The sequence below is a fragment of the Ruegeria sp. CDSB029 genome (genome assembly GCF_059611125.1).
Genome location: NZ_JBXWOX010000002.1, coordinates 1 through 23,639, shown reverse-complemented (window position 1 = coordinate 23,639; position 23,639 = coordinate 1). Strand labels below are relative to the sequence as shown.

At 57.5% G+C, this 23,639-nt stretch carries 23 protein-coding genes and 1 pseudogene; 10 read left to right on the top strand and 14 right to left on the bottom strand.

All coding sequences use genetic code 11. The annotated features are described in order from the left end of the window. Nucleotides 1-3 precede the first annotated feature (3 nt). The 7 genes from addA to regB form a co-directional block, all read right to left on the bottom strand. Entirely contained in the window at nucleotides 4-3,363 is a 3,360-nt protein-coding gene (addA, locus tag AC2FI8_RS02670) for a double-strand break repair helicase AddA (RefSeq protein WP_496776957.1), read from the bottom strand. After that, nucleotides 3,360-6,287 carry a double-strand break repair protein AddB gene (addB, locus tag AC2FI8_RS02665; RefSeq protein ID WP_496776955.1) on the bottom strand — a complete coding sequence of 976 codons (2,928 nt, stop codon included), beginning with the start codon at nucleotides 6,285-6,287 and terminating at the stop codon, nucleotides 3,360-3,362. Before addB ends, addA begins: the two co-directional genes overlap by 4 nt. Beyond that, on the bottom strand, nucleotides 6,280-6,966 hold the full coding sequence (locus tag AC2FI8_RS02660; RefSeq protein WP_496776953.1) for a nucleotidyltransferase family protein: 687 nt from the start codon (nucleotides 6,964-6,966) through the stop codon (nucleotides 6,280-6,282). The genes addB and AC2FI8_RS02660 overlap by 8 nt, the downstream gene beginning before the upstream one ends. Further along, on the bottom strand, nucleotides 6,963-7,967 hold the full coding sequence (locus tag AC2FI8_RS02655) for an aminoglycoside phosphotransferase family protein (protein ID WP_496776951.1): 1,005 nt from the start codon (nucleotides 7,965-7,967) through the stop codon (nucleotides 6,963-6,965). The genes AC2FI8_RS02660 and AC2FI8_RS02655 overlap by 4 nt, the downstream gene beginning before the upstream one ends. Then, entirely contained in the window at nucleotides 7,964-8,437 is a 474-nt protein-coding gene (tsaE, locus tag AC2FI8_RS02650; protein ID WP_496776946.1) for a tRNA (adenosine(37)-N6)-threonylcarbamoyltransferase complex ATPase subunit type 1 TsaE, read from the bottom strand. The genes AC2FI8_RS02655 and tsaE overlap by 4 nt, the downstream gene beginning before the upstream one ends. Nucleotides 8,438-8,478: 41 nt before the next feature. After that, nucleotides 8,479-9,987 (bottom strand): PAS-domain containing protein, encoded by a 1,509-nt coding sequence (locus AC2FI8_RS02645; RefSeq protein ID WP_496773324.1) that lies wholly within the window; start codon nucleotides 9,985-9,987, stop codon nucleotides 8,479-8,481. A gap of 85 nt (nucleotides 9,988-10,072) precedes the next feature. After that, entirely contained in the window at nucleotides 10,073-11,470 is a 1,398-nt protein-coding gene (regB, locus tag AC2FI8_RS02640; RefSeq protein ID WP_496776944.1) for a sensor histidine kinase RegB, read from the bottom strand. A gap of 92 nt (nucleotides 11,471-11,562) precedes the next feature. Between regB and AC2FI8_RS02635 the strand changes: the two genes are divergently transcribed. The 4 genes from AC2FI8_RS02635 (at nucleotide 11,563) to AC2FI8_RS02620 (ending at nucleotide 14,064) form a co-directional block, all read left to right on the top strand. Beyond that, nucleotides 11,563-12,183, top strand: coding sequence for an SCO family protein (locus AC2FI8_RS02635; RefSeq protein ID WP_496776942.1), 621 nt, complete (start codon nucleotides 11,563-11,565; stop codon nucleotides 12,181-12,183). Nucleotides 12,184-12,268: 85 nt separating this feature from the next. Continuing rightward, the gene (locus AC2FI8_RS02630; RefSeq protein WP_058275167.1) at nucleotides 12,269-12,823 is read left to right on the top strand and encodes an ActR/PrrA/RegA family redox response regulator transcription factor; all 555 of its coding nucleotides are present in this window, start codon (nucleotides 12,269-12,271) and stop codon (nucleotides 12,821-12,823) included. Nucleotides 12,824-12,930: 107 nt separating this feature from the next. Next, nucleotides 12,931-13,425, top strand: a complete 495-nt coding sequence (locus AC2FI8_RS02625) for a lysozyme inhibitor LprI family protein (protein WP_496776939.1) — start codon at nucleotides 12,931-12,933, stop codon at nucleotides 13,423-13,425. A gap of 267 nt (nucleotides 13,426-13,692) precedes the next feature. Next, nucleotides 13,693-14,064 (top strand): VOC family protein, encoded by a 372-nt coding sequence (locus tag AC2FI8_RS02620; RefSeq protein ID WP_496776937.1) that lies wholly within the window; start codon nucleotides 13,693-13,695, stop codon nucleotides 14,062-14,064. A 176-nt stretch (nucleotides 14,065-14,240) separates the two neighbouring features. On the opposite strand, the gene AC2FI8_RS02615 is transcribed toward AC2FI8_RS02620, so the two are convergent. Both AC2FI8_RS02615 and AC2FI8_RS02610 read right to left on the bottom strand, forming a co-directional pair. Continuing rightward, the gene (locus AC2FI8_RS02615; RefSeq protein WP_496726319.1) at nucleotides 14,241-14,768 is read right to left on the bottom strand and encodes a CHAP domain-containing protein; all 528 of its coding nucleotides are present in this window, start codon (nucleotides 14,766-14,768) and stop codon (nucleotides 14,241-14,243) included. A 260-nt stretch (nucleotides 14,769-15,028) separates the two neighbouring features. Then, on the bottom strand, nucleotides 15,029-15,622 hold the full coding sequence (locus AC2FI8_RS02610) for an HD domain-containing protein (protein ID WP_496766071.1): 594 nt from the start codon (nucleotides 15,620-15,622) through the stop codon (nucleotides 15,029-15,031). A gap of 204 nt (nucleotides 15,623-15,826) precedes the next feature. Here AC2FI8_RS02610 and AC2FI8_RS02605 point away from each other — a divergent pair, with 204 nt between their 5' ends. From AC2FI8_RS02605 to AC2FI8_RS02595, 3 genes are all read left to right on the top strand, one after another. Then, on the top strand, nucleotides 15,827-16,141 hold the full coding sequence (locus tag AC2FI8_RS02605; protein ID WP_282170565.1) for a hypothetical protein: 315 nt from the start codon (nucleotides 15,827-15,829) through the stop codon (nucleotides 16,139-16,141). A gap of 104 nt (nucleotides 16,142-16,245) precedes the next feature. Then, complete coding sequence (gene ahcY / locus AC2FI8_RS02600) at nucleotides 16,246-17,634, top strand: adenosylhomocysteinase (protein WP_496776935.1); 1,389 nt, start codon at nucleotides 16,246-16,248, stop codon at nucleotides 17,632-17,634. A gap of 139 nt (nucleotides 17,635-17,773) precedes the next feature. Next, the gene (locus AC2FI8_RS02595) at nucleotides 17,774-18,397 is read left to right on the top strand and encodes an extensin-like domain-containing protein (RefSeq protein ID WP_496776933.1); all 624 of its coding nucleotides are present in this window, start codon (nucleotides 17,774-17,776) and stop codon (nucleotides 18,395-18,397) included. Nucleotides 18,398-18,414: 17 nt separating this feature from the next. On the opposite strand, the gene AC2FI8_RS02590 is transcribed toward AC2FI8_RS02595, so the two are convergent. Next, nucleotides 18,415-19,062 carry a DUF899 family protein gene (locus AC2FI8_RS02590; RefSeq protein ID WP_496776931.1) on the bottom strand — a complete coding sequence of 216 codons (648 nt, stop codon included), beginning with the start codon at nucleotides 19,060-19,062 and terminating at the stop codon, nucleotides 18,415-18,417. A 198-nt stretch (nucleotides 19,063-19,260) separates the two neighbouring features. On the opposite strand from AC2FI8_RS02590, the gene AC2FI8_RS02585 reads away from it, so the two are divergent. After that, nucleotides 19,261-19,602 (top strand): DUF2853 family protein, encoded by a 342-nt coding sequence (locus tag AC2FI8_RS02585; protein WP_282153670.1) that lies wholly within the window; start codon nucleotides 19,261-19,263, stop codon nucleotides 19,600-19,602. A 213-nt stretch (nucleotides 19,603-19,815) separates the two neighbouring features. On the opposite strand, the gene AC2FI8_RS02580 is transcribed toward AC2FI8_RS02585, so the two are convergent. From AC2FI8_RS02580 to tsaD, 4 genes are read right to left on the bottom strand one after another with little or no spacing between them, the layout of a single operon-like run. Then, nucleotides 19,816-20,238: an EVE domain-containing protein gene (locus AC2FI8_RS02580; protein ID WP_496776929.1), complete on the bottom strand. Its 423-nt coding sequence runs from the start codon at nucleotides 20,236-20,238 to the stop codon at nucleotides 19,816-19,818. Beyond that, a complete protein-coding gene (locus tag AC2FI8_RS02575; protein WP_058275177.1) occupies nucleotides 20,238-20,507 on the bottom strand; it encodes a YciI family protein in 270 nt (89 codons plus the stop codon). Before AC2FI8_RS02575 ends, AC2FI8_RS02580 begins: the two co-directional genes overlap by 1 nt. Nucleotide 20,508: 1 nt before the next feature. Further along, nucleotides 20,509-21,471: an NAD(P)H-dependent glycerol-3-phosphate dehydrogenase gene (locus tag AC2FI8_RS02570; RefSeq protein ID WP_496776927.1), complete on the bottom strand. Its 963-nt coding sequence runs from the start codon at nucleotides 21,469-21,471 to the stop codon at nucleotides 20,509-20,511. Further along, nucleotides 21,468-22,565 (bottom strand): tRNA (adenosine(37)-N6)-threonylcarbamoyltransferase complex transferase subunit TsaD, encoded by a 1,098-nt coding sequence (tsaD, locus tag AC2FI8_RS02565; RefSeq protein ID WP_496776925.1) that lies wholly within the window; start codon nucleotides 22,563-22,565, stop codon nucleotides 21,468-21,470. Before tsaD ends, AC2FI8_RS02570 begins: the two co-directional genes overlap by 4 nt. Before the next feature lie 96 nt (nucleotides 22,566-22,661). Between tsaD and AC2FI8_RS02560 the strand changes: the two genes are divergently transcribed. Then, nucleotides 22,662-23,375, top strand: coding sequence for a uroporphyrinogen-III synthase (locus tag AC2FI8_RS02560; RefSeq protein WP_496766087.1), 714 nt, complete (start codon nucleotides 22,662-22,664; stop codon nucleotides 23,373-23,375). 54 nt (nucleotides 23,376-23,429) lie between these two features. Next, nucleotides 23,430-23,639: pseudogene (locus AC2FI8_RS02555) on the top strand (hypothetical protein); the annotation flags it as partial.

Below are 23,639 nucleotides of genomic sequence, written 5' to 3'. Positions count from 1 at the left end.
AGGTCAAGATATCTGGGTGCGCGACAGGGCGTGCGTCACAAGATCGTGTGGCAGCCACATCAAATCTGCCGTCCTGGTCCATAGGATCGCGGTGCGGATTTCGTGGTTCGGATAGACCTGCGACAAGGCGTTGGCATACGCCCCCATCTGTCGCAAAAGCCCCTCAGGACATGTCTCAGCACTGTTGGGAACCGTTGCATTTGTTTTGAAATCAATGACCTGAACCTCGGTATCGGTGACGATCAGTCGGTCGATCACCCCATGCATGCGACGTCCGTTCAGGTCGGCTGTCACGGGCACCTCAGCCAAGGCGTCGGCGGCAAAGACAGGCCGAAGATGCGCCGCAGTCAAAACGTCGCATGCCTCGTCCAGCAACTCTTGCCGTTCCGCGTCCTGCATATCGGGCAGAACCCGTGCGCAAAGCTGCGGCCAGTCTTCCCGCGCAATCGAAGGCAAGTGTTCCAGCAGTAGGTGCAACCGCGTGCCGCGCAGCTTTGCCGCCTCTTCGTCCTGACCTGCATCGCCGGGCAAAGCCTTGGCGCCGCCCAAATCGGAAGGGCTGAGCGTTTCCGCTTCAGGCTCTGGTTGTGTGGCGGGCGACAGGAACGGGGCTGGCAGGTCCGTCACGGCAGTTAAGGTCTCTGCGGACTCAATAATCGGCGATGCGTTCCAATCACCATGTGACAATCGCAGCGTTTCTGAACTGGGCAGCGCCAGCGCCCCTGCCCGTTCCATCGCGGCCTGAACCATCTGATACCAGCTGGTCCCATCCTTACCGACATCGCCGGCAGCCGCCACGATCAACCACTTTTCAGCCCGAGTTAGAGCCACATAGAGCAAGCGAAGCCGCTCATTTTCTTCCCGTTCACGGGCCTCGCCGCGCGCGCGCGCAATCAATGCCGGAGAAGCATCTGCCGGAACTTTCCAAAGTGGTGTGCCCTCGGCCACCAGGATCTCGGCATCGCGCGGAGCTTGCCGTTTACCCGTGTCCGGCAGGATCACAATCGGCGCCTCCAACCCCTTGGAGCCATGTACGGTCATCACCCGGATCATGTTGCCCACACCGCTCATCTGCCGTTTGATTTCCAGATCGTCGGTCTGCATCCACACCAGAAATCCGGTCAAGCTGGGGATATCTGTGCGCTCATAGGCCAGCGCCTGCGACAGCAACGCGTTGATCCCGTCTTCGGCCTCGGCGCCCAGTCTGCCCAACAGTTTACGACGGCCCTCATGGCGAGTCAGGATGCGTTCGATCAGGTCGTAGGGCCGCAGAAAGTCGATCTGCCCGCGCAGGTCGTGCAGAACGGCCAGTGTTTCAGGGTACTCATCGGCGCGTTGACGTAGAGCCGCCCAAAGGAACTGTTCTTTGCGCCGATGTGCCAAGTCGAACAACTGTTGTTCGCCCCACCCGAACAGGGGCGATTTCAAAACCGTGGCAAGCGACAGGCTATCCTCAGGCGTGGCCAGAAAGCTTAACAGCGCCGCCAGGTCTTTGACCGCCAATTCCGCGCCGACCTTAAGCCGGTCTGCTCCAGCGATCGGCAGTTCAGCGGCTTTGCAGGCGCGGATGATCTCGGCAAACAGGTCCGAGCGGCGCTGAACGAGGATCAGGAAATCCCCTGGCTGAACCTTACGCCGCACAAATGTGCCGGGCGTTTCGCCATCCTCAGGGATCGTCTCACCCTGTTCGATCATTGCCTTGATCGACTGCGCCACTTTTTCGGCCAGAATGACGGTGTGATGCCGTGCGCCAGGCCGATCTACCGGATCGGTCCAGTCGGTATCGTCATCGTCTTCGACCTTTTCAACCACGGGCCACAAATCCACGCGGCCGGGCAGATCAGCCTTGAACGCGCGGTGTTGGCTTTCCTTATGAAACCCGGCCTCAACGCGGTTTTCAAACAGGATGTCGACCAAGGACAAGATCGCACTGGAGGATCGGAATGAGTATTCTAACGTGGAATCCCACAGTTTAGAGCCTGATTCCAAGAGTTTTCGCCCAAACTCAGCTTGCATCAGATCGAATGCCTGCGGATCGGCACCCTGAAACGAATAGATCGACTGCTTTTTGTCACCGACCACAAAAATTGTGCGCTTAACCCCGGACCGGGCCCCTTCCCCGCTGGTAAATTCCTGCGCCAGTTTTTCGACCACGTACCACTGGTCCGGGCTGGTATCCTGCGCCTCGTCCACCAGAATGTGGTCGATGCCGCCATCCAGTCGGTACAACACCCATTCGGCAACTGCGGGATCATTCAGCACCCGCCGCGCGCGTAGGATCAAGTCGTCAAAGTCCAACCACCCGCGCAGTTGCTTGCGCCGCTCATATTCCGGCAAAAACGCCGCAGCGAAGCGGTGCAGCACCATTGTCTTGCGCGCGGCAACCAGGGCCAGCCGTTGCTCACGCGCTGCCTCGACCCGCAGCATCAACGCTTCGAGTTGGGGCATCTGGTCCACCAGCACGTCTTCTCGCAGAGTTTTGGTGGGGAAACTGTTGATTTTGGCCGTAAAGGGTTCTTTGGCGGATTTTCCGGTCAGAAATACACTTTCCAGTATTGGCAAGCTGCTGACCCGAGTCTCGGAAAATGCTGCCAGCTTGTCGGCCGCCTTGGCGTTGTTGCCGCCGCTTTCGGAAAGCGCCGGCAGGATCGACCGGATCAATTCCACTTCGCCACCCAGAAACACACGTCCTTTCAAGGCGTCTTCATCGAATCCGTCGGACAGTTCAAACCGCTGCAGCACATCGGCCCATTCCAGCGGCTGCGCAAACAGGTTGCGTTTCTGGGTGATGGCCGCGGTGAGTTTGTCGAACCCTGTATCTGTGACAAACCGGGCGACGTCTTCGATCAGATTCGCCTGCGGACCTGCGGCAAAATCCTCGACAACCTCTTCACGCAATAGGGCCGCCGCACGGTCCTCCATCTCGGAAAATTGCGGGCTGACCCCGGCCTCAAGAGGGAAGCGCCGCAGCAACGAGGCGCAAAACGAGTGGATCGTCTGGATCTTCAAGCCACCAGGCGTTTCAATAGCGCGCGCAAACAAGGTTCTGGCCTGTGCCAGCCGTTCCGAGTCGATCTCGCCGGGTACGCCCAGATCGGTCAGTTGGGACATCAGACCGGCATCATCCTTCATTGCCCATTGTCCGAGGCGATCAAACAACCGGTTTTGCATCTCACTGGCGGCGGCCTTGGTGTAGGTCAGGCAAAGGATATGCTGTGGCTGGACGCCGCCCAACAGCAATCGGGCCACCCGATCAGTCAGCACCCGCGTTTTTCCTGAGCCTGCATTGGCCGCCAACCAGGTCGAGGCGTCGGGCCGCGCGGCCTGTACCTGCCGCTCGGTTGCGTCGTTGCGAGCGCTCATGTCAGGTCCTCGGGCGTAGTGTCATCAGTGCGGTCCCATTCCCCGAACCGGGCCAGTTGATCGTAGTCACCCACATCCGAATCCTTGTGCAACATCCGACGGGAAGAAAACCCCTGATCAGGCTCTAAATAGGCAGAGACCAGCTCTTTGAGCTCGGCCAGAACTTTGTCTGGAGGCTCTTTCGCCAGCGGTGCGGGTACTTCTTTGTAAGTGCCGCCCATGCCAATGAAAATCGCCTCGGCCACGGGTGAAGGGTCGAAACCGTCGATACCGCCCTCTTCGGCAATCGCGGCTTCGATCAGTAACTGTTTGTCGAACTTGGATTGCTGGCTTTCCGTCGGGGGCGTTCCTGTCTTGTAATCGACAATCCGCAACGCGCCGCGTTTGTTGCGATCTATCCTGTCAGCACGGCCCGCGATGGTGAAATCCAGGGGCGACAGTACAAGTTTCACCGCCGCTTCGAAGGCGACCGGCCCCCCGTCCCCTCGCCGCGCGATTTCGGCGGCCAGAAAATCATCCGCGATGCGTTCCAACCGCGCCAGCCACAGCTTACGCGCTGTGGGCCACGCAACATGTTGATCCAACAAGGTTTCCGCACGTTTTAAAAAGCTTTCGCGGGTCAACAAGGCGGTGTCCAGAACACTGTCTTTGACGAAACGTTCCAGAATTTCGTGGATCACGATCCCGCGCAACAAGGCATCCGGCGCTTGCACCAAAGGGTCCAGCGGTTTCAGGCGCAGCACATGTTTGGCGTAAATCGCATAAGGATCGCGGATCAGCCGTTTGATTTCCGTCACGGTCAACCGGTTCGGGCGCGATGCCACTGGCGGCCGCGGAGATGGGCGCGTTGCCGGTTCGATATGCGGCGCGACTTCAAGCTGTTCCGCCCATTGCAGCCATTGCCGGCCTTTGTTGCGCATTTCTGACAGTGCCTCACACCCGCCCTGCCCCGGCAAGCCGTGCAGCAGGTTCGTCAGGCGGTTCAGCCAGCGTGATGGAACGGTTTCTGCGTCATCGGACCGCTTGGCACGGGTCAGCCAGACCTCGGGCGCGCCGATGGCTTGTTGAAAGTCATGTGCCGACAAGCCGATCCGCCGTTCGGGCAGCAAAAGTCCGGCCTTGTCGCGCATCTGGCGGTTCAGCCAGGGGTCTGGTGCGGCAGCCTCGGGCCAGCTGCCTTCATTTAGGCCGCCCAAGATAAGCAAATCTGCCCCTTGCACGCGCGCTTCAAGCGTGCCCCAGATCATGATGTGTGGATGCGGGGCGTCGCGATCCCGGACCTCTTCGCCCGCGAGCAAAGCACCCAACAGGTCGGCGAAATCATGGGCGGTCATCGGGCCGCCGTGTTGTGCCTCTTTTTCCAGTGCGCTTAGGACGCCTTGCGCCTTTTGGCCTGCGTTCTTGTCCCAGAGCGTGCCTGTTTCCCCTGACGCGCCCGCCGAAATCGCCTCGGCCAAGATGCGCAGTCTGGCAACCCAATCCGTCAATGGGAGTTGGCCGGCGATCTGTTGTTCGCAGAAATGGGCGATTAGCCAACGCACCCAATCCTCGGGCGCCTCTTTGCGGATTGCAAAAGCGGTCAGGCTGACGCTGTCCGGGAAAGGAGGACCGTGTCGGCGCAAATCCAGTTCAAGGTCCCGGGTATGCAGCAAATGCGCGCCACGCTCGCCGCCATCATGACACAGTGGATGTTTCAGAAGGGTCAGCAACGCCTCGCCATCCAGCCGCCGTGCGAAAAGCCCCGCCACGTGACGCAGAAACCGGCCGGGCGGCGATAATTGCAGCGGCAGACCAGCGCTGTCATCGGGAAGGATGTTCCAGCGATCCAAAGCAGCGCTGACTTGGCGGGTCAGCATCCGGTCAGGCGTGATTAGCGCGGCAGTTTGGCCGGTTTCGGCTGACTGGCGAAGGCGCAGTGCGATGGCCAGGGCCTCGGATCTGGGCGATTGCGCCTCGACCAGTGTCACGTCCTTTGTGGCGCCATCCAGATCGGTCAGTTGCGGGCCTTCGGACATCCATGCATCAGTGATTGGCGCCGGGCGTAAAGCCAGCGAAACCAAGCGGTTGCGAGCAGGCGAGGGTGGTTGATCACCCGTCCAAGGCATGATTTGATCTGGCTCCAAACCAAGCCGTGACATCAGCTTGCGGAACCGGTACTGCGGGTGATCTTCCGATGTCAGCGCATCGTCCAGTCCTCGCCAAACACGGTCGGGCTGATCGAAATCGTAACCCGGCAGGATCAACGCGCCTTGCGGCAGGCGCGCGACCGCCTCCATCAGCATCAGAGTGGTTCCGCGAGACCCGGTTGACCCGGCAAGGATAACCGGATGCTGCGGCGGAGCGACTTGCCAACGTTCTATCAGGTTTTCCACCACAAGCCGCTGCCGGGCCTGAACATCCAGCGCATCTGGGCCTGAATCTATGATTTGATCGGCAATTCCGATGAACTTTTGCGCCCTTTCCCAATGCCCGGACATGTCACTGACATCCAAATTCCGGATCGCGTCGGGCGAAACACCTTCGCCCTGCATCTCATCAATCAACGCGGCTAGGCTGTCGGACAAGTCAAAAAGTGAAGACCGTGCAGCCAGATCAGGCTGTTGTTCCAACAGCTTAGCGATCAACTGCGTCAACTCTAACCTGCGCCGCAGCGGTGGAATCGCCGGAGGTATCTGCGCAAGATCGACGCTTTCCCCCAGATCGGTAACCAATGAAAGATGCGGCAATAGGCACGCCGGGCCTTGGTCAAACAGGTCGCGGACGCGCCGGGCCATACGCCTTGTATTGACGACCAGTTGAACGCGCGCCAGCATCTCGGGCGGATGCGCTGCACTACGATCTTGCAGCCCCTGAACCAGCATTTTTGGGAAGTCCGAACCGGGCGAAACGGCAAAAACGCGCGGAGCTGGGCTGGGTTCAAACATCGGCAATCAACCCCTCGGCTAGTGCAATCCCTTCGGGGTGGCCGACATCGCACCAGCGACCGGGATAGGTGAGGGCAAACAGACGATCCTGCCGCTGCAACTGGTCCCATAGCACGTTAAGTGAGAACGCTTTCTCAGGGATATCCATCAACCCTTCGGATTTCATGATCTGCGCACCGCCATAGATCAAACTGCCGCCGCGCACGATCCGTCCGTTCTCATCTGCTGTGAAATCGCCTTTGCCGGTGTGCCCGACAGTCTGATCCACCGGTACACACATCAACAGCGCGTCCATGTGATCGGGATTCCACGCCTCGCGGAGCATCGTCAAAGGGTTCGGTCCTGACCAGATCGCGTCTGGGTTCAGGGTGTAAACCGGGTGCGATCCAAGCAGGGGCAAAGCGGCGCGTATTCCGCCGCCAGTCTCAAGAATTTCCGGCGTTTCATGGGAAAGCAGAACACCTTTTGGGACGAGATGAGCTTCAAGCTGATCTGGCAGATAATGTAGGTTGGCCACGATACGCTTGGGTTGCAGGGCATTCACCAAATCCAACGCGTGATCAATCAGAGGCCGGCCAGCGACCTTGATCAGTGGTTTGGGCCGATTTTCGGTCAACGCGCCCATACGGGTGCCAAACCCGGCTGCAAACAGCATGACGGCTTCGGGGTCTTGGGTCATTTCTGTCGAAGCCTGTCCAGATTTTCAGGGGTGGGCGCGGGCAGGGTGTCGCGCAGCAGATCGGCGATGGTTACCAGCGCGGGATGTTCCAGGTCTCGCATCAGATGGGCCCAAGTCGCCGGAATCAGATCGACATAGCTGGGCTTGCCATATTCGGTTGCCAGCCGGGCAAATACGCCAAGTATGCGCAGGTTTCGCTGTGCACCCAAAACGGCGTAGGCAGTGCGGAAGTCATGATCATTTACTCCGGTCGCGGCGATATAGCGATTCAGCATTTGCATCTCGGTTCCAAGTGACACATCGCGACGCACGTCCTGCAACAACGATACCAGGTCATAAGCCGGATGGCCCAGCATGGCGGTTTGAAAGTCCAACAGACCGGCGCGCTGAACCCCGTCGCGATCCGGCAACCAGATCAGGTTTTCGGCGTGGTAATCGCGCAGCACAACAACTTTGGATCCCGAAGTTTCCCGGTGCAGAATGTCCGAGAACCGGTTTTCGAAACGGTTACGCGCATCGGTGTCGTGCATGCCCTGCACGGCCTGCGCGTATTTGGTAAAGGACAACGCGGCCAGCTCGGTCATCAAACTCGGATCATAGGATGGCAAAGACAGGCTTGGCGCGTTGTGCAGGTCGATCAGAACATCCGTTGCAACCTTATAAAGCGCACGCTCCATGCTGGGGGTCTGCACGAGCACGCGCGCGAAGAGGTCGTCGCCAAGGTCTTCGAGCAGCAGGAATCCGTAATGCGTGTCTTCGGCATAGATCTCAGGCGCGCTCAGGCCAAGGGACCGCAGGTATTCGGCCATGCGGGCAAAGTCTTTGACATTTTCCGCTTTGCCCGGAGGTGAATCCATCAACACGGCCGTCTTGCCGGTTTCCGGATCGGTCAGCCGCTCGTACCGCCGGTTCGAGGCATCCCCAGCAAGCGGCGCGTGCTTTGCATTTGACCATTTGGTCTGCGCGATCAACGCTTCGGCCAATACTGCGCGGTTTGTCATGCAGGAATCCTTAGTTTCACGGGCCATTTCGGGGCTGACCAGGAAAGAGTCAGATGGCGTGCTTCTGTCATGTTAGGGTCTGTTTCGAAGGATATCTTCACCGCAGACTCCGGTGTCAGCGGGCCCAATTTATCCGGCCATTCAATCAGGCAGATTGCGCTTTCAAAAGCCTCGGTCACGCCCAGTTCTTCGACCTCCTCAACCGCGCTCAGGCGATACAGATCGCAGTGCCAGATTTCCCCGGCCGGCGTGTCATAAGCCTGAACCAACGTGAAAGTCGGCGAAGGCACATCTTCGGGCTCGACCATCAGCGATTGGATCAGGCTGCGGGCAAAATGGGTCTTTCCGCTGCCGATCTCGCCCTCAAGCAGTAAGATGTCTCCAGATCTCAATTCTGCACCGAGGCGGGCAGCGAATTCTGCTGTTTCCTCGGGCGAATTCAAAGTGAACGTGCGGGGCGAATTGGTCATGGCGCCACAATGGCCTTGCGCCCGGTTGGCTGCAACCCGGTTCAGGCGCTGATTTGCTGCGCCTCTTGCCGCATCAGCGCATCCCGATCCACCGAGAAACGAACAATGGTGGCCCCGTTCTGCATCGGGCTGACAGTGCACAACACCTGGATACCGTTTCGCAGATAGATCACGCCTGACCATTCCGCGCGATTTTCCCGCGCCTCTACAAAATCGCGAATTTCGCCAAGGATTGGTGTCGCGGTGCAATGTTCCTGCCAGCTTTTGGTCACCTCAAGAACGGAGTCCGCGTCAAAGCCTGCGTCGCCTGTATCACCCCAAAGCTGTTGGTAGGCGAAATTGGTAAAAGCCAGTGTACCATCGTCACTGAAGACGGCGATGGCATCGGCCAGTTTGTCCAGAATGGATTGCATCAGATCCATTTCTGACCGGAACCGACGGGTCAGAGTGATCTCGGCAGTGATGTCCTCGAACAAGAAGGCAACCGCTCCGTCCGGGTGCGGGCGTCCACTGACCGAATAAACCGAGCCCGAGGGCAGGGACCATGTCTCTTGATAGTTTCCGTCCTCCGCCGCTTCGAGAAGGTCGTTCATCTGACTGCGCCAGCTGCGATAGTTCTTGGGCTCGGGCATCATGTGCTGATCCCGCAGGCGATCGAAAAAGCTGGATAGGCCGGGGCGGCAGCTTAGGAAATCCGGGGGCAGGGTGGTCAGGTCGATCAGGGCCGGGTTGAACAACGCCAACTGACGGTTACGGTCAAAAATAGCCAGCCCGATGGACAATTGCGCAAAGGTCTTGGTCATGGTCTGAACGAATTTGCGCTGCGCCATCTCCGCCTCGACGATTGCGTTGATGTCCACGGCATAAGACAAGTGCCCTTCGGGGTGATCTACCAACGTCAGATCGAACCACAGCTTGTTTTCACTGAACGCCGAAGAAATTGAGACCCGCGCCTTTGCGCTTAGCCGTTGGTCGGCATCGGGGACCGGAAACAATGGTGCGGTCAGGTCCGTGTCCTGATCCCGCACTTTGCGCACCAGCGAAACATAAGCGGCATTGCACCAGCGCACATCGCCTTGATGATCCAACAGCCAGACAGGGTAGGGTGCCTTTTCCATGGCAAGGCGGTTTGGATCATTTGATGCGCTTTGAGGCATCGACAGGCATTCGGTCCTGTCGCGTAACTGAACGCGCACGATGCCGTCTATCCATTCGCACAGAACATCGCGTTCAACCGTACAATCGATGGCCGGGATGACCAAATTGCCTTCACGCCGGACCCGATCAGGTGTCTCGGGGAATGTCGGAAAATCCCTGTGTAGCAGTCGGCACAGATCGGCCCAGTCGCGGACCTGCTCGAACCCTTCCAGCGCGATGTCCGAGTGACTGATAAGTCGGTCACCATCAAACAAGAAGGCTGCATCAAACAAGGAGGCAGGTGAGGACAGCCCAAAGTTGTCCCCCCGTTCCCGCCTGCGGGGCAACAGCCACTGCACGGCAAGGCTTGCGGAAACAAGGCCGATGATGGCCAGAATGATCCAGTCGACCATGCGCCCTCCGGTGCGCGAAACCAAGAAACCGTACTATGCGCCTTAATGGTTAACGGGGTCTTAACCAATGTTCGCCAGTGTCAGGTCAGGTTTGAAACCGTTGGTTTACACCTGAAGGCACAGGCGTATCACCAGTTTGCGCATCCACAAGGTTACGTGGCCAGGTCACCTTGACGATCGCGCCCCGGCGTTCGGGGTTATCCGACAGGGTTTGGTATGGGTCCGATCCGTTGGCGAAATCCAGCTCGGCTCCGCTGCGTTCAAGCAGCGTTTTGGCAATGAAAAGACCCAGGCCCATGCCTTCATATTCCGGACGGGTCTTTTTGTCGGTCTCACTCCGGCGGCGACGCATGAAGGGATCGCCGATCCGACCGATCATCTGCGACGGATATCCACGACCGTCATCCATGATACTGACGGTGATCTGTTTGGTGGACCACTCCGCCTCGACCCAGACATTTCCGCGCGAAAAATCCACCGCGTTCTGGATCAGGTTGCGCAGGCCGTGAATGATCTCGGGCTTGCGCAGGATCGAGGGCTGCTGCACATCGCCATCCTCGGCCGGGCCTTCGAAGAAATGAACGGTCTTGCCACGGTTGATATGCGGCTCGGCTGCTTCGTGCACCACGGTCGAAAGCGGGGCTTGTCGCAAATGCAGATCATCTTTGCCCGCCCTGCCCATGTCTCGCAGGATATCGCGGCAACGGTTCGCCTGTTCGCGGATCAGGGCGGCGTCCTCGATAAGGTCGGGCCGGTCATCCAATTCCTCAATCAACTCGGAGCTCGCCAGTTTGATCGTTGCCAGCGGCGTGCCCAGCTCATGCGCGGCGGCGGCGACCACGCCGCCTAGATCGGTCAGCTTCTGTTCGCGCGCAAGCGCCATATGGGTGGCGGCCAGCGCTTCGGACATGGACTGCACCTCTGAGCTGACGCGATGCGAATACGCACCCAGAAAGACAATTGCGATGACGATTGCGGCCCAGTTTCCGAACAGTAGAATATCTGGGATGTCCAGTTCTGCCCCCAATGCGGTGCGCAAAGGCAGGTGGAATTCGGCCAGAAGTGTTGTCAGGACAATGGCCACGCCGCCGATTATCAAGGTTGACCGGGTGCTCATGACGCTCGCGGAAATCGTTACAGGCCCCACCAGCAACAGCGCAAACGGGTTGTTCAGCCCGCCGGTCAGGTACAGCAAAATGGTCAGTTGAAGCAGGTCGAACAGCACCATCAGGAAGTTCTCGAACTCGGACAGGCGCTTGTTGCGGGGAAACAGCAGAATTGCAGTCAGGTTCCCCATGACCGACACCCCGATCGCCAGATAGCAAAGCGTCGCATCCAACTGGATGTCATAGGTCTGCTGCGCGACCGTGATCGCTGTGATCTGGCCGAAGATCGCCACCCAGCGCAACAAGATCAGTGTGCGTAGCCGAATCCAGCTGCTGCGTTCCTGACCGCGCCATAGTGTGATGTTGGAATTTGCCATCGGTCGATTTTGTCCTGTTGCATCGGCTGAACTTCTTGATAGGTGTCCCGGCCGAAACGATCAACAACCCCTCTTATGTCAGGATTGATGTCATGGTCCGTCTTTATGCCATCCTCGCAACCGTTGTTCTGGCCGTGGGCCTGGGGGCCATGTGGCTGCTGACGCGCGGTGCCGGATCAGACGACAAGTTCGCACAATGCCGGACCAGTCAGATCGCTGGCGGAACGGCGGCCATCGGCGGGCCGTTTGAGCTGCTCAACGGCAAGGGCGAAACAGTCACCGACACCGATGTGATCACCGAACCGACGCTGGTCTATTTCGGCTATACCTTCTGCCCCGACGTCTGCCCCTTCGACATGTCCCGCAATGCCGAGGCCGTGGACATTCTGGCCGAGCGTGGCCAGTCCGTGACACCCTTGTTCATCTCAATCGACCCTGACCGTGACACGACCGAGGTGGTAGCGGACTATGCCTTTAACCTGGGTGGCAAGACTATCGCGCTGACCGGCACGCCCGAGCAGGTCAAGGCAGCCAGCAAGGCCTACAAGACCTACTACAAGGCCCATGACAAAAGCGATGAGTACTATCTGGTCGACCATTCGACCTTTACCTATCTTGTCACACCCGAGGATGGGTTCATCGAATTCTTCAACCGGGACGACACCGCCGAGCAGATGGCCCACAAGGTTGGCTGTTTCCTCGACAAAATCTAGAAAACGACGGGTGTTTGACCTTTGGGATGGCGCTGCTATTACTCATGGTTAAGCCAAAGGCGTGAAATAGCGGAAAGAACAGAATATGGCGGACAGCTCTGACCTCGACATCGGCCCCGATAAAACGCTGCTTTTGGTGGACGATGACGAACCGTTTCTGAGACGTCTGGCAAAAGCCATGGAGAAACGCGGGTTCGAGGTTGAAACCGCAGGTTCCGTCGCCGCAGGCCGCGCCATTTCCACCGCCCGCCCGCCCGCCTATGCGGTCGTTGACCTGCGGCTTGAGGACGGCAATGGTCTGGATGTGGTCGAAGTTCTGCGCGAAAAGCGCCCCGACAGCCGGGTTGTGGTCCTGACCGGATACGGTGCGATTGCCACCGCCGTTGCTGCGGTCAAGATCGGCGCCACGGATTACCTGTCGAAACCCGCCGACGCCACCGACATCACCAATGCGCTGCTGGCCAAGGGCGACGAACTGCCCCCACCACCAGAAAATCCCATGAGTGCGGACCGCGTCCGTTGGGAGCATATCCAGCGGGTCTATGAGCTGTGCGACCGGAACGTTTCCGAGACCGCACGGCGCCTGAACATGCACCGTCGGACATTGCAGCGGATATTGGCGAAGCGCAGTCCGCGGTAAAAGCTTAGTTTCACTCCGGGTGTTTGATACGGACCAAATGGGCTTTGCCTCTCTTTTGCCGCATTGGTTCTTCAATTGCGTCTGCAAAACAGGCAAAAGGCGATTTAATGAAAAAGTTGATGCTATCGGTGGTCTTTTCTTTAGGCGGTTTTGGCGCAGCGCAAGCATTCGAAGCTGAAGACTACATACACTTGGGTTCGTGTTCTTACGAAGAACTTGAACAATGTGCGGAAGCCCAGTTCGATGAATGCATGTACGCTGCCGAGGGTTATGACCTTCACTTTCAAGCTCACCGAGCAAGTTGCGCTCGCGCCCTTTCCGAGCAAGCTGACTTGGTGCTGAATGAATTCTACCAAATGGTTCTGTTAAAGACGAAGATCATTGAGCGTGAACTTGATGATACTGCGTATACCGGCCAAGAAGAATTGCTGCGAAACTCCCAGCGTGCGTGGTTGGAGGTCCGGGACACGACCTGTGAGTTAAATGTTCTGTATGGTGCGATTTACAGGGGATACGATACTGCGGTCGTTAATTGCTTGGGGCGTATGACGGTTCGTAGAGTTGCCGATCTGCAAAATGAAATTGGTAGCTATCTAGACTGATTTAAACATAATAATGTCCCCTAAAGAAGCGCTAACAACTCCCCATATCGCTTCGTATACGCCCGCCGCACCTCTGTCGGTGGGCGCAACGTGATCCCCAAGCCCTTCATCACCGCCTTGTCCGGCCGCCCAAATACCTTGAATGCCATGGCCTAGGAAAAGTCTGCAATATTGCGCCGGTCCTGACGGTTTAGTGACTTGATACCAGTTCCATTTTGCCCGAGGTTCGGGCAGGGAATTCATCTTTCGTCACAATGGAGTAAATCAATGATCGGCTATGTGACCATCGGCGTTTCGGATTTGGAGCGCGCTAAAAGTTTTTATACGACACTGTTTGCCGACAAGGGCGCAAAAGTTGTGATCGACGCTGGTCGCATCGCCTTCATCGGAAATGACCCGTTAGCTCCGATGCTCGCCGTTTGCACACCCTACGATGGCGAAGTCTGCGAGACCGGCAACGGTGGAATGGTTGCTTTTGCAGCAGACTCCAAGGATGAGGCCAAAGCGCTGTACGAAAAGGCAATAAGCTTGGGAGCTACAGATGAAGGAGAACCCGGCCAGCGCGTCCCTGATCGGTTCTACGGTGCTTATGCTCGCGATCTGGACGGCAACAAGCTGTGTTTCTACGTCTTCGGTTAAAGCTGGTTCAGCAGAACCTCATGCCGATCCATAAGCGCCCGCCTTACCTGAACAGGCGGGCGTACTCGATTGGCACCTTTTCCTTATGACCCTGACGCGGAATTTGGCGAACCGCAAACCGCGATAGCACGCAATGAACTTGGGTGGATCTGAGCGGTAAACCGTTCAGAGGACTCTCATTTAGGTGGATTGCCAGAGTCCGGATAAATGAACCCGTTCACGGGGTACAAACTGCCATATTGACCCGGAAGGCTTTCGACCCGAACCAAGGTCCAGTCATTGTGCTTGGATACGTCTTTGACGCCCATTTTCAGGGACACCTTGTTGCGATGCCAGTTGGCGTGGTTCACGATGACTTCCCGATCGGTAACAACATCTGACACGACAGCCACATGGCCAAGCGGCATCCCGCGGGTTGCCCGAAACGACATCACCGCACCCACGACCGGCTCATTGCCGCGGCCAAAAGAACTGCGCGCCTTGCCCCACCAATCCTTTGCGTTGCCGCGAATTTCGATACCGCTGAGGCTGCGTGCGTAGGGAACACACCATACTCTTTGCCCCCGCGCCTGTTTTTGAGAGACCTCTCGCAACGCCATTGACTGACGTTCCGGATCAAGTTCCACATCGGTTGGGTTGTGCGAGCAGGCAGAAATCAGACTAAAGAGCCCAACCGCAAGCGCGGTTCGGGTTTTGCCGGACAAGCGCGGCCAGGTCGTATTCGTATTGCGTATGTCGTTGTTCAAGAAGCTTCACTGCCCGTTCGAAGACAAGCATGTTTTAGGGTGATCCGATGGGTTGTGAAAAGAGGCCTGCCAATACGCGGCAAGATTTTGCCGGTTCTCTGTTACATGATTGAAACACTGGTTGAGCTTTTAACTGTACCCATATCCTGCAGGTTGAGTACAGGCTTGCGCAGGCTTTTCCCTTGGGATGAGAACCGACAGTGGATGAGACCGGTATTTTATAGCGAGGATATCAACGCCTCATGCCGCGCCATAAACGCTTCTCGAACCTCAACCGGAGGTCTGAGCGTTATTTGCAAGCCCTCCATCACGGTCTGATCGGGCCGACCAAAGAACTTTGTCGCCTCATCCTCGGAAAACCCGGAAATCTGGGTCGCTTCCATCCATGCGCTGATCTTGTCGGCCTTCTTGATCTGCCGTTTCACCGTTTTCGGCACCTCGGCGGGTAATCCGAACCGGATATGAATCGCCGCCGCCAGACGGTCATCCAGCGCACCGTAATCCGGGCCAACGGCGGATTTGACGGGTGAGATCATGTCTCCGATCACATATTCCGGCGCATCGTGTAACAGCGCGGCCAATCGCCACTTCACGGGCGCTTTGGGTGCAATCCGGCCGAAAAGCTCTTCAACCAGAAGGGAGTGCTCGGCCACGGAATAGGCATAATCGCCAGCGGTTTGCCCGTTCCAGCGCGCCACAAAGGCCAGACCGTGCGCGATATCTTCAATCTCGATATCCACGGGCGTCGGATCCAGCAAATCCAGCCTGCGGCCGGAAAGCATTCGCTGCCATGCTCTGGGTTGTGTTGCCATTCTGCCATGCCTTGTGAACTAGGACACGTTAACTTCGCGCTTTTGTGCTATGATGTACCTGTCTGGATCACAGGCTGCCAACAAATTCTTGAGCTTTCGTGCTTTGAACCTGCACGTTTTGATCCCGACATATGGACTGAGGGGGGTGTACTCCTTTCAGTTGTGCCCCTCTCGTACTGAAACGCGTATCGAAAGGAGCATGTTATGTTCAAACGTCTATTTGCTATAACCCTGACCTTCGGCATGGCCGCCACTGCGCCGCCTGCTTTCGCCAAAAGCTGTGCACAGCGCGAACATGTGATCGCCAAGCTACAGGACAGTTATTCAGAAGAACTGGTCTTTGGCGGATTGCAGAAAACGCGGGGCGCACGGGCTGTTATGGAGGTTTGGACCTCGAAGACAACCGGAAGCTATACGGTTCTGGTGACCCAGGCGAACGGCATTAGTTGTATTGTCGCCGTTGGCACAGATTTTTTTGAAGCGATACCAAAGATAGAGCTAAAGGGTGAACCAAGTTGATTTGAACCACAGGTTCACCCAGTTTTCGGCCATTTGCGTTGCCACCTGCCCCAAGGAATGCTAGGGGCTGCCCGGACTATGATTTACCGGAAATGGAGCACCTGATGGCCGGGGACTATATCGTTAAAGACATTTCATTGGCTGGGTTTGGCCGCAAAGAGCTGGACATTGCCGAAACCGAGATGCCGGGCCTGATGTCCCTGCGTTCAGAATATGGCGAAAGCAAACCTCTGGCGGGTGCCCGTATCGTCGGTTCGCTGCACATGACCATCCAGACAGCTGTTCTGATCGAAACTCTGGTCGCGCTGGGCGCGGACGTGCGCTGGGCATCGTGCAACATCTTCTCGACTCAGGACCATGCGGCGGCAGCAATTGCCGAAGCCGGTATCCCGGTTTTCGCCATCAAGGGCCAGACGCTCGAAGAGCATTGGGATTATCTGGACAAATCCTTCCTGTTCGAAGACGGCCCAAACATGATCCTGGACGATGGCGGCGACGCAACGCTATATATCCTGCTGGGTGCCCGCGCAGAAGCGGGTGAGGACATCATCGCTGTTCCGACATCCGAAGAAGAAGAAGTCATCAAAGCGCAGATCGCCAAACGCATGGCAGCATCCCCGGGCTGGTTCACCAAGATGCGCGACCAGATTCAGGGCGTGTCCGAGGAAACCACCACCGGTGTGAACCGCCTGTATCAGCTGGTGAAAGATGGCCAGCTGCCATTCCCGGCGATCAACGTGAACGACTCGGTCACCAAGTCGAAATTCGACAACAAATATGGCTGTAAGGAATCGCTGGTCGACGGCATCCGCCGCGCCACTGACACTATGATGGCCGGCAAGGTTGCCGTAGTCTGCGGTTACGGTGACGTTGGTAAAGGCTCGGCCGCGTCGCTGCGCGGTGCTGGTGCCCGTGTGAAAGTGACCGAAGTTGACCCGATCTGCGCCCTGCAGGCCGCGATGGACGGTTTCGAAGTCACGCTGCTGGAAGACGAAGTCGCATCTGCCGACATCTTCATCACCACCACCGGCAACAAGGACGTGATCCGCATCGAACATATGCGCGAGATGAAGGACATGGCGATCGTCGGCAACATTGGTCACTTCGACAACGAGATTCAGGTGGCCAGCCTGAAGAACCACAAGTGGACCAACATCAAAGAACAGGTGGACATGATCGAACTGCCCTCGGGCAATCGCATCATTCTGCTGTCCGAAGGCCGTCTGCTGAACCTTGGTAACGCGACCGGTCACCCGTCTTTCGTGATGTCAGCCTCGTTCACCAACCAGGTTCTGGCGCAGATCGAGCTGTTCACCAAGGGCGATCAGTACAACAACGACGTCTACATCCTGCCCAAACATCTGGATGAGAAGGTCGCGCGTTTGCATCTGGATCGCATCGGCGTGAAGCTGACCCAGATGGATAACGAGCAGGCATCTTACATTGGCGTGAAGCCCGAAGGCCCCTACAAGCCAGAACACTACCGTTATTGAGTGCGAAAAACGCATGAACAAACACACCTGACGCCGCCGATTCCTGTTATCGGCGGCGTCTTTTGTTTTTAGTATCGCCGTTGTCGCCATCCTGTTCGGAGGGGGCGGATGGTGGTTGTTGGCGCACCCGGAAACACCCGTGCCATCGCATTGGAACCCATTGCGAGAGCTGAAAATCACCGCGCCGGTCACGCCAATTACCCGGTTTCAGCTTAATCGCGCGCTGGCGAATGAAGTACAGTGCCGCGCCGCCTTGGCCGACGCCGGCACAAACTTTGAAGCGATGGATGATCTGATCGTGGATGAGAATTGCGGCATCACCGGGCGCGGTCTGTTGTCTGCGCTGGTGACATCGGGTGTAAATGCGGTTGAAACCAGTTGCGCGACCACTCTGCGGCTGGCCATGTGGGAACATCATGTCGTTCAACCCACTGCGAGAGATCTTTTGGGCACGCAGGTCAGCCGATTGCGGCATGTGGGCAGTTACAATTGCCGCCAGATGCGTACCGCTCAGGGTCAGAGCAGTGGTTGGAGTAGCCATGCCAAGGCGGATTCCATTGATATTGTTGGTTTGCAATTCGCGGATGGGCGCAGTCTGACATTGCTATCGGATTGGGGCGACGAAGGACCTGAAGGTCAATTTCTGCACCAGATCTGGCGCGGCGCATGTGATTGGTTTCGTGTGGTATTGGGTCCTGATTTCAATCGCTTGCACGCGGACCACTTTCATCTACAGGGTCCCGGATGGGGTTATTGCCGATAGGTTATCTTGGCGGGTATTTAACGCAGGGACGGAAAGAAATCTCCGCGTCCTTGTGGTGTGAAGTCCAGAATGTTCCACAGCGGCCACGCCGCATCCACGTGCCGCGGATGCCAGTCACTGGGCTCGAAGAACAGCTCAGAACTCCAGAAATGGCTTATGCCGTCCGCATCGCGCTGAAAGATGTTCAGGATCGGCAGTTGGCTTCCATCCTCGGCCTCAGCCAGATAGTCGCGCTGATAGTCTGAGCCCAATGCAGAATAAAGCGGTAGATCATCCCACGACATATCCGCTTTCAGCGCTGCCAGCCTTTCACAGGTGTTTTGCGCCACGACCGCAAAGGCGATTTTCTGCGATATATGGGCGATCTGCCCATTCAACCCGTCCAGGAAGGCAGAACACATCGGGCAAGGTGCCTCTGCATCCGGCCCGTACATAAGCGAGTATATAGCCAAGGTGTCATGTGATCCGAACAAAGACGACAGCGGTGTTGGCGCACCCTTGTCCGACCGGAATGCATAGTCCCGCGAAACTGCCCCGCCTTTGGGCAAACCGCGGCGCAGCTTTGCAACATTTTCAATCTGAGCCCGCAGTTCGGCTTCAGCCGACAGCAAGGTGTTTCGCGCGGTTCTGTATTGCGAAGTTTCGTTGGGTAGCGACACAGGCATTGTAGCCTCCTGGTTCTGGAACAAGTAACATATTTAACCTTATTGTTAAATAAAGGACCATCAAAATCAAGCCTCAGATCAAACCGGCAGGGTTTAGGGGGAATGCCGCTAATTTTTCCCTTTGTGCAAATTCCCGCTCCCGTTACCGTGTCTGCGGCGCTGGTAAGGCCAAAAACGAGTTTCAACCGGGAGATAACCATGGGAAAACGCGACGACCTGATCGCTAAATATGCCGAGGACCTGAAGTCCAAATGCGGTATGGACGCAGATATGGATCTGCTGACCAAAGTCACAATCGGCTGTGGCCCTGCAATTTATGACGCCGACGCATCGACAGTCGCGGCAACTCAGGAAGGTGAGTTGGAAACGGTCAAGAACAATTTCCTCATCAAAAAGCTGGGCCTGTCGGACGGACCCGAACTGATGGAAGCGATCAACAAGGCCCTTGAGACCTATGGTATGTCCGAGCGCAACAAATACCGCGCCGTCGTGTATTACATGCTGACCAAGCATTTCGGCAAAGAGGCTGTTTACGGCTGATCCCGCCACACCTATTTTGCAGCGCCCGTCAGATCCCTGGCGGGCGTTTCCAATTTTAGGTACTTGCCGTTTGAACTGCGCCGCAAGGATCGGCTAGTGTCAGCATGTGACCAGGACGGTCAGAGCCAAAATTTCCATACGCGTGTGGTGAGTCGGGAGCACGCGGGGTAGGGAAGGTTCTGCATCTGTCAGGGCCTTCCCTTTAATTTGGTATTAAGTGGCCTGCGTGCCGCCCAGATCGCAGATCACCTGCCATTCCGCATCGCTGACCGGCTGAACAGACAGGCGAGAGTTTTTGACCAGCACCATTTCCGCCAAACGTTGGTCGGCCTTGATTTGATCCAGCGTGACGGGGGTTGCAAACGGGCGCACGGCCTTGATGTCCACGCATTCCCAACGCTCATCATCCGTGGTGCTATCGGGATGCGCCTCGGCGCAGACCTCGACAATACCAACAATCGCCCTGTCCTTTTGCGAGTGGTAAAAAAACCCGCGATCGCCAACTGCCATCTGACGCATGAAATTGCGCGCCTGATAGTTGCGCACGCCGTCCCATTCTTCGCCCGCATCCCCTTTTGCAACCTGCTGGTCCCAACCCCAGGTCGATGGTTCGGATTTGAACAACCAGTACGCCATCAGCCTATGACCTTTTTCCACGCAATCAGGTCAACCGATTGGAACAACCCGGCTTTTGCATAAGGATCGTTGTCCGCCCAATTTTGCGCGGCGGCCATGTCTTCGACCTCCAGAATGATCAAAGAGCCGATCATTGCGTCGCCGTCCAGCAGCGGACCCGCCTGCGCAACGACACCGGTTTCCTCAATATAGGCCAGGTGGGCAGCGCGATTGTCCAGCCGGGTTTGCAGCGCGCCGTCCTTGTCACGGGCGATGAGAGCGATCAGCATATTATTCCTCCTTCAGCGGTCGGTTGAGCAGGGCTCGGATAGCGTCGGTCACACTGTAGGCGTCACTGCTAAGGTCTGCCACCGTTGTACTGATTGGCATGTCCAGCCCTTCGGCGGCGGCAATGTCCGTCATGGCCCGCGCGGTGGCGACCCCTTCAACGGTGGTGTGGGTATCGAACTGGATATTCCGACCCAATGACAGGCCAAAGCGATAGTTTCGCGATAGTTCCGAAGAACAAGTCAAGACAAGATCGCCCAAGCCGGATAATCCCATTAGTGTCTCGGGTCGCGCCCCGCGCATCAGCGCAAAGCGCTGCATCTCAGCAAACCCGCGTGTCATCAATGCGGCGCGTGCGCTGTCGCCCAACCCGACCCCGATCGCAGCGCCACATCCAATGGCGATCACGTTCTTCAATGCGCCGCCAAGTTCCGCCCCAAGCATGTCGGTGGTTCGATAAAGGCGCAGGTTGGCAGTGGTCAGGTCATGTTGCAGCGTCAGACTCAGCGAGTCATCTGCGCAGGCCAAGGTCAGCGCCGTTGGCAATCCGCGTGCAATGTCGTCGGCAAAGCTGGGCCCGGTCAGCAGGGCGGGTCGCGCATCCGGGATCGTTTGCTGGATCACTGAAATCGGCCCAAGCCCGGACGATAGCTCGATGCCCTTGCAGCACGCCACCAAGGTTTTTCCGGCCAGATCAGAGGCCTGCGCTTGCAAGGCATCGCGCAACTTTTGCATAGGGACAGCTATCAGCAGAACATCAGCCTTGGTCGCCTGATCGATGTTCGATGTCACCGTGATATCAGCAGGCAAAGCCACGCCAGGCAAACGCTGGGTGTTTTCACGCGCTGTTTGCATATGCTGGGCCTGATCCTGATCCCGAGACCACAGCGTGACCGGCCCGTTCCCGGCCAGTGAAATGGCCAGGCTTGTGCCGAATGCGCCGGATCCCAGAACGGAAACGCTCATGCCTTGGCGCCTTTCTTGCCACCGCCCAGCATAGCAGGACTGGTCTTGTCCAAAGGCCAGCGAGGGCGCGCCGTAAGGTCCAGACCATCCCGCGCACCAGCGCGAAATCGTTCCATGCCGGCATAGGCAATCATGGCGGCATTGTCGGTACACAGGTTGAGCGGCGGTGCAGTAAACCGGGCGTCCTTTTCGGCACAAACAGTCTCTAACGCAGCCCGAATGGCAGAATTGGCGGCAACGCCGCCAGCGACGGCAATGACTGGATCAATTGGGTTTTCCTCAAGATACCTGTCAATCGCTCGGCGGGTCTTCTCGGCCAGCGTATCCACGATGGCTTGCTGAAATCCGGCACATAGATCGGCGCGGTCCTGACGGGTCAGGCCACCCTTTTCGGCGACAATCTGATCCCGCATCCGCATCAACGCGGTTTTCAACCCCGAAAAGGACAGATCGCATCCCGGCCGATCCAGAAGAGGTCGGGGAAACCGGAAACGCTTGGGATCGCCAGAATGTGCTTCAACCTCCACCGAAGGACCGCCGGGTTGCGACAGGCCCAGCAAACGGGCGGTTTTGTCGAACGCTTCTCCGGGCGCGTCGTCAATGGTTCCGCCCAGTCGGGTAAATTGTTCCGGCCCGTGCGCGATCAGGTACTGGCAGTGCCCGCCTGAAACCAGCAGGATCAGGTAGGGAAAGGCTATGCTATCCGTTAACCGGGGCGTCAGCGCATGACCGGCCAGATGGTTTACACCGATCAAGGGAAGCCCGGTCGCAGCGCTCAGCCCCTTGGCGCACATGACGCCGGACATGACCCCTCCGATCAGGCCGGGACCCGCAGTGACGGCGATCGCATCCATATCTGCCAGTGTCAGTCCTGCGACCTCCAATGCCTGCACCACGCAAATGTCCAGCTTTTCGGCATGGGCCCGCGCTGCGATTTCGGGTACGACCCCGCCAAATGCGCTGTGCAGCTCGGTTTGACCGTGAACGATAGACGACAGAACCTCGGCACCCGCACCATCGGATTGGCGCACAACAGCGGCGGCCGTGTCATCACAGCTGCTTTCCAATCCAAGAACGGTAAGTGTTTGCACCATAGGCCTGATCCGTTGCATCATGACACTCAAGCGGGGTATCACCCTGCGCGGACGCAAACAATCCCAAGGCCGAAGGCCCCGCCATTGTATTTGTTGATGACCCGCCCTCGCGCCGCCTCTGAAAGGTTTGTGGCACAGCTTTCGGACCGCGTCAGGTCACGGATAGACGTCATCTATTCTCCAATCCTGGAAATCCGACCCCTGAGGGTTGCGGTCGAAACGGACGGAATTCGCGGATTGATCTTTACTTCGGCCAACTCGGTCAATGCCGCCGCTTCGCTTGGCGTCAAACCCAATCTGCCCGCCTATTGTGTTGGTCCGGCGACCACTGGAACCGCCAAAGGGGCCGGATGGGATGCAATGATGGTGGGCAATACCGCCGAAGAACTGGTGGCCTACCTTTTGAAGCAGCGGCCTGAAAGCCCGTTGCTGCATCTCAGGGGTGAACATACGCGGGGAAATGTTGCCAGACGCTTGACCGAATCGGGGCTGACAGTTCGCGATCAGATTGTCTATCAACAGCGCCTGTTACCGCTGACATCCGAAGCGGCTGCGGCTGCATCCGGTGACAGACCTGTGCTCGCGCCGCTGTTTTCGCCCCGAACGGCGCGACAATTTGCCGAAATCTGGACCGGAACAGCACCTTTGTGGCTGATTTCCATCAGCGAAGCCACGGCCGAGCCCCTTTATTCTTTGGACTATGAGCGCCTAAAGATCGCCAAAGAGCCGACACCCAAGAAAATGCGGAAAGCCGTGAAAAAGCTTGTCAAACACGCGATGCGGGTTGAGCGTGGAGAGACCACTGATTAACTTAGAGTGGCCTGTTATTCATATGAAATTGGATTCGATAAGGGGAACGTCGCGGTGGCTCGTAAGAAAAAGACCGATCAAAAGCCGGTGGAAGACCCCAAGTCGGACGAAACGGTTGAATTCACCTCGCAGCGTGATGAGACAGTCGTTGACGCGGATGAGCCGCTAGAAGAGACCCTTTCCGAAGCCGAAGCCGAAGCCGAAGCCGAAGCCGAAGCCGAAGCCGAAGCCGAAGCCGAAGCCGAAGCCGAAGCCGAAGCCGAA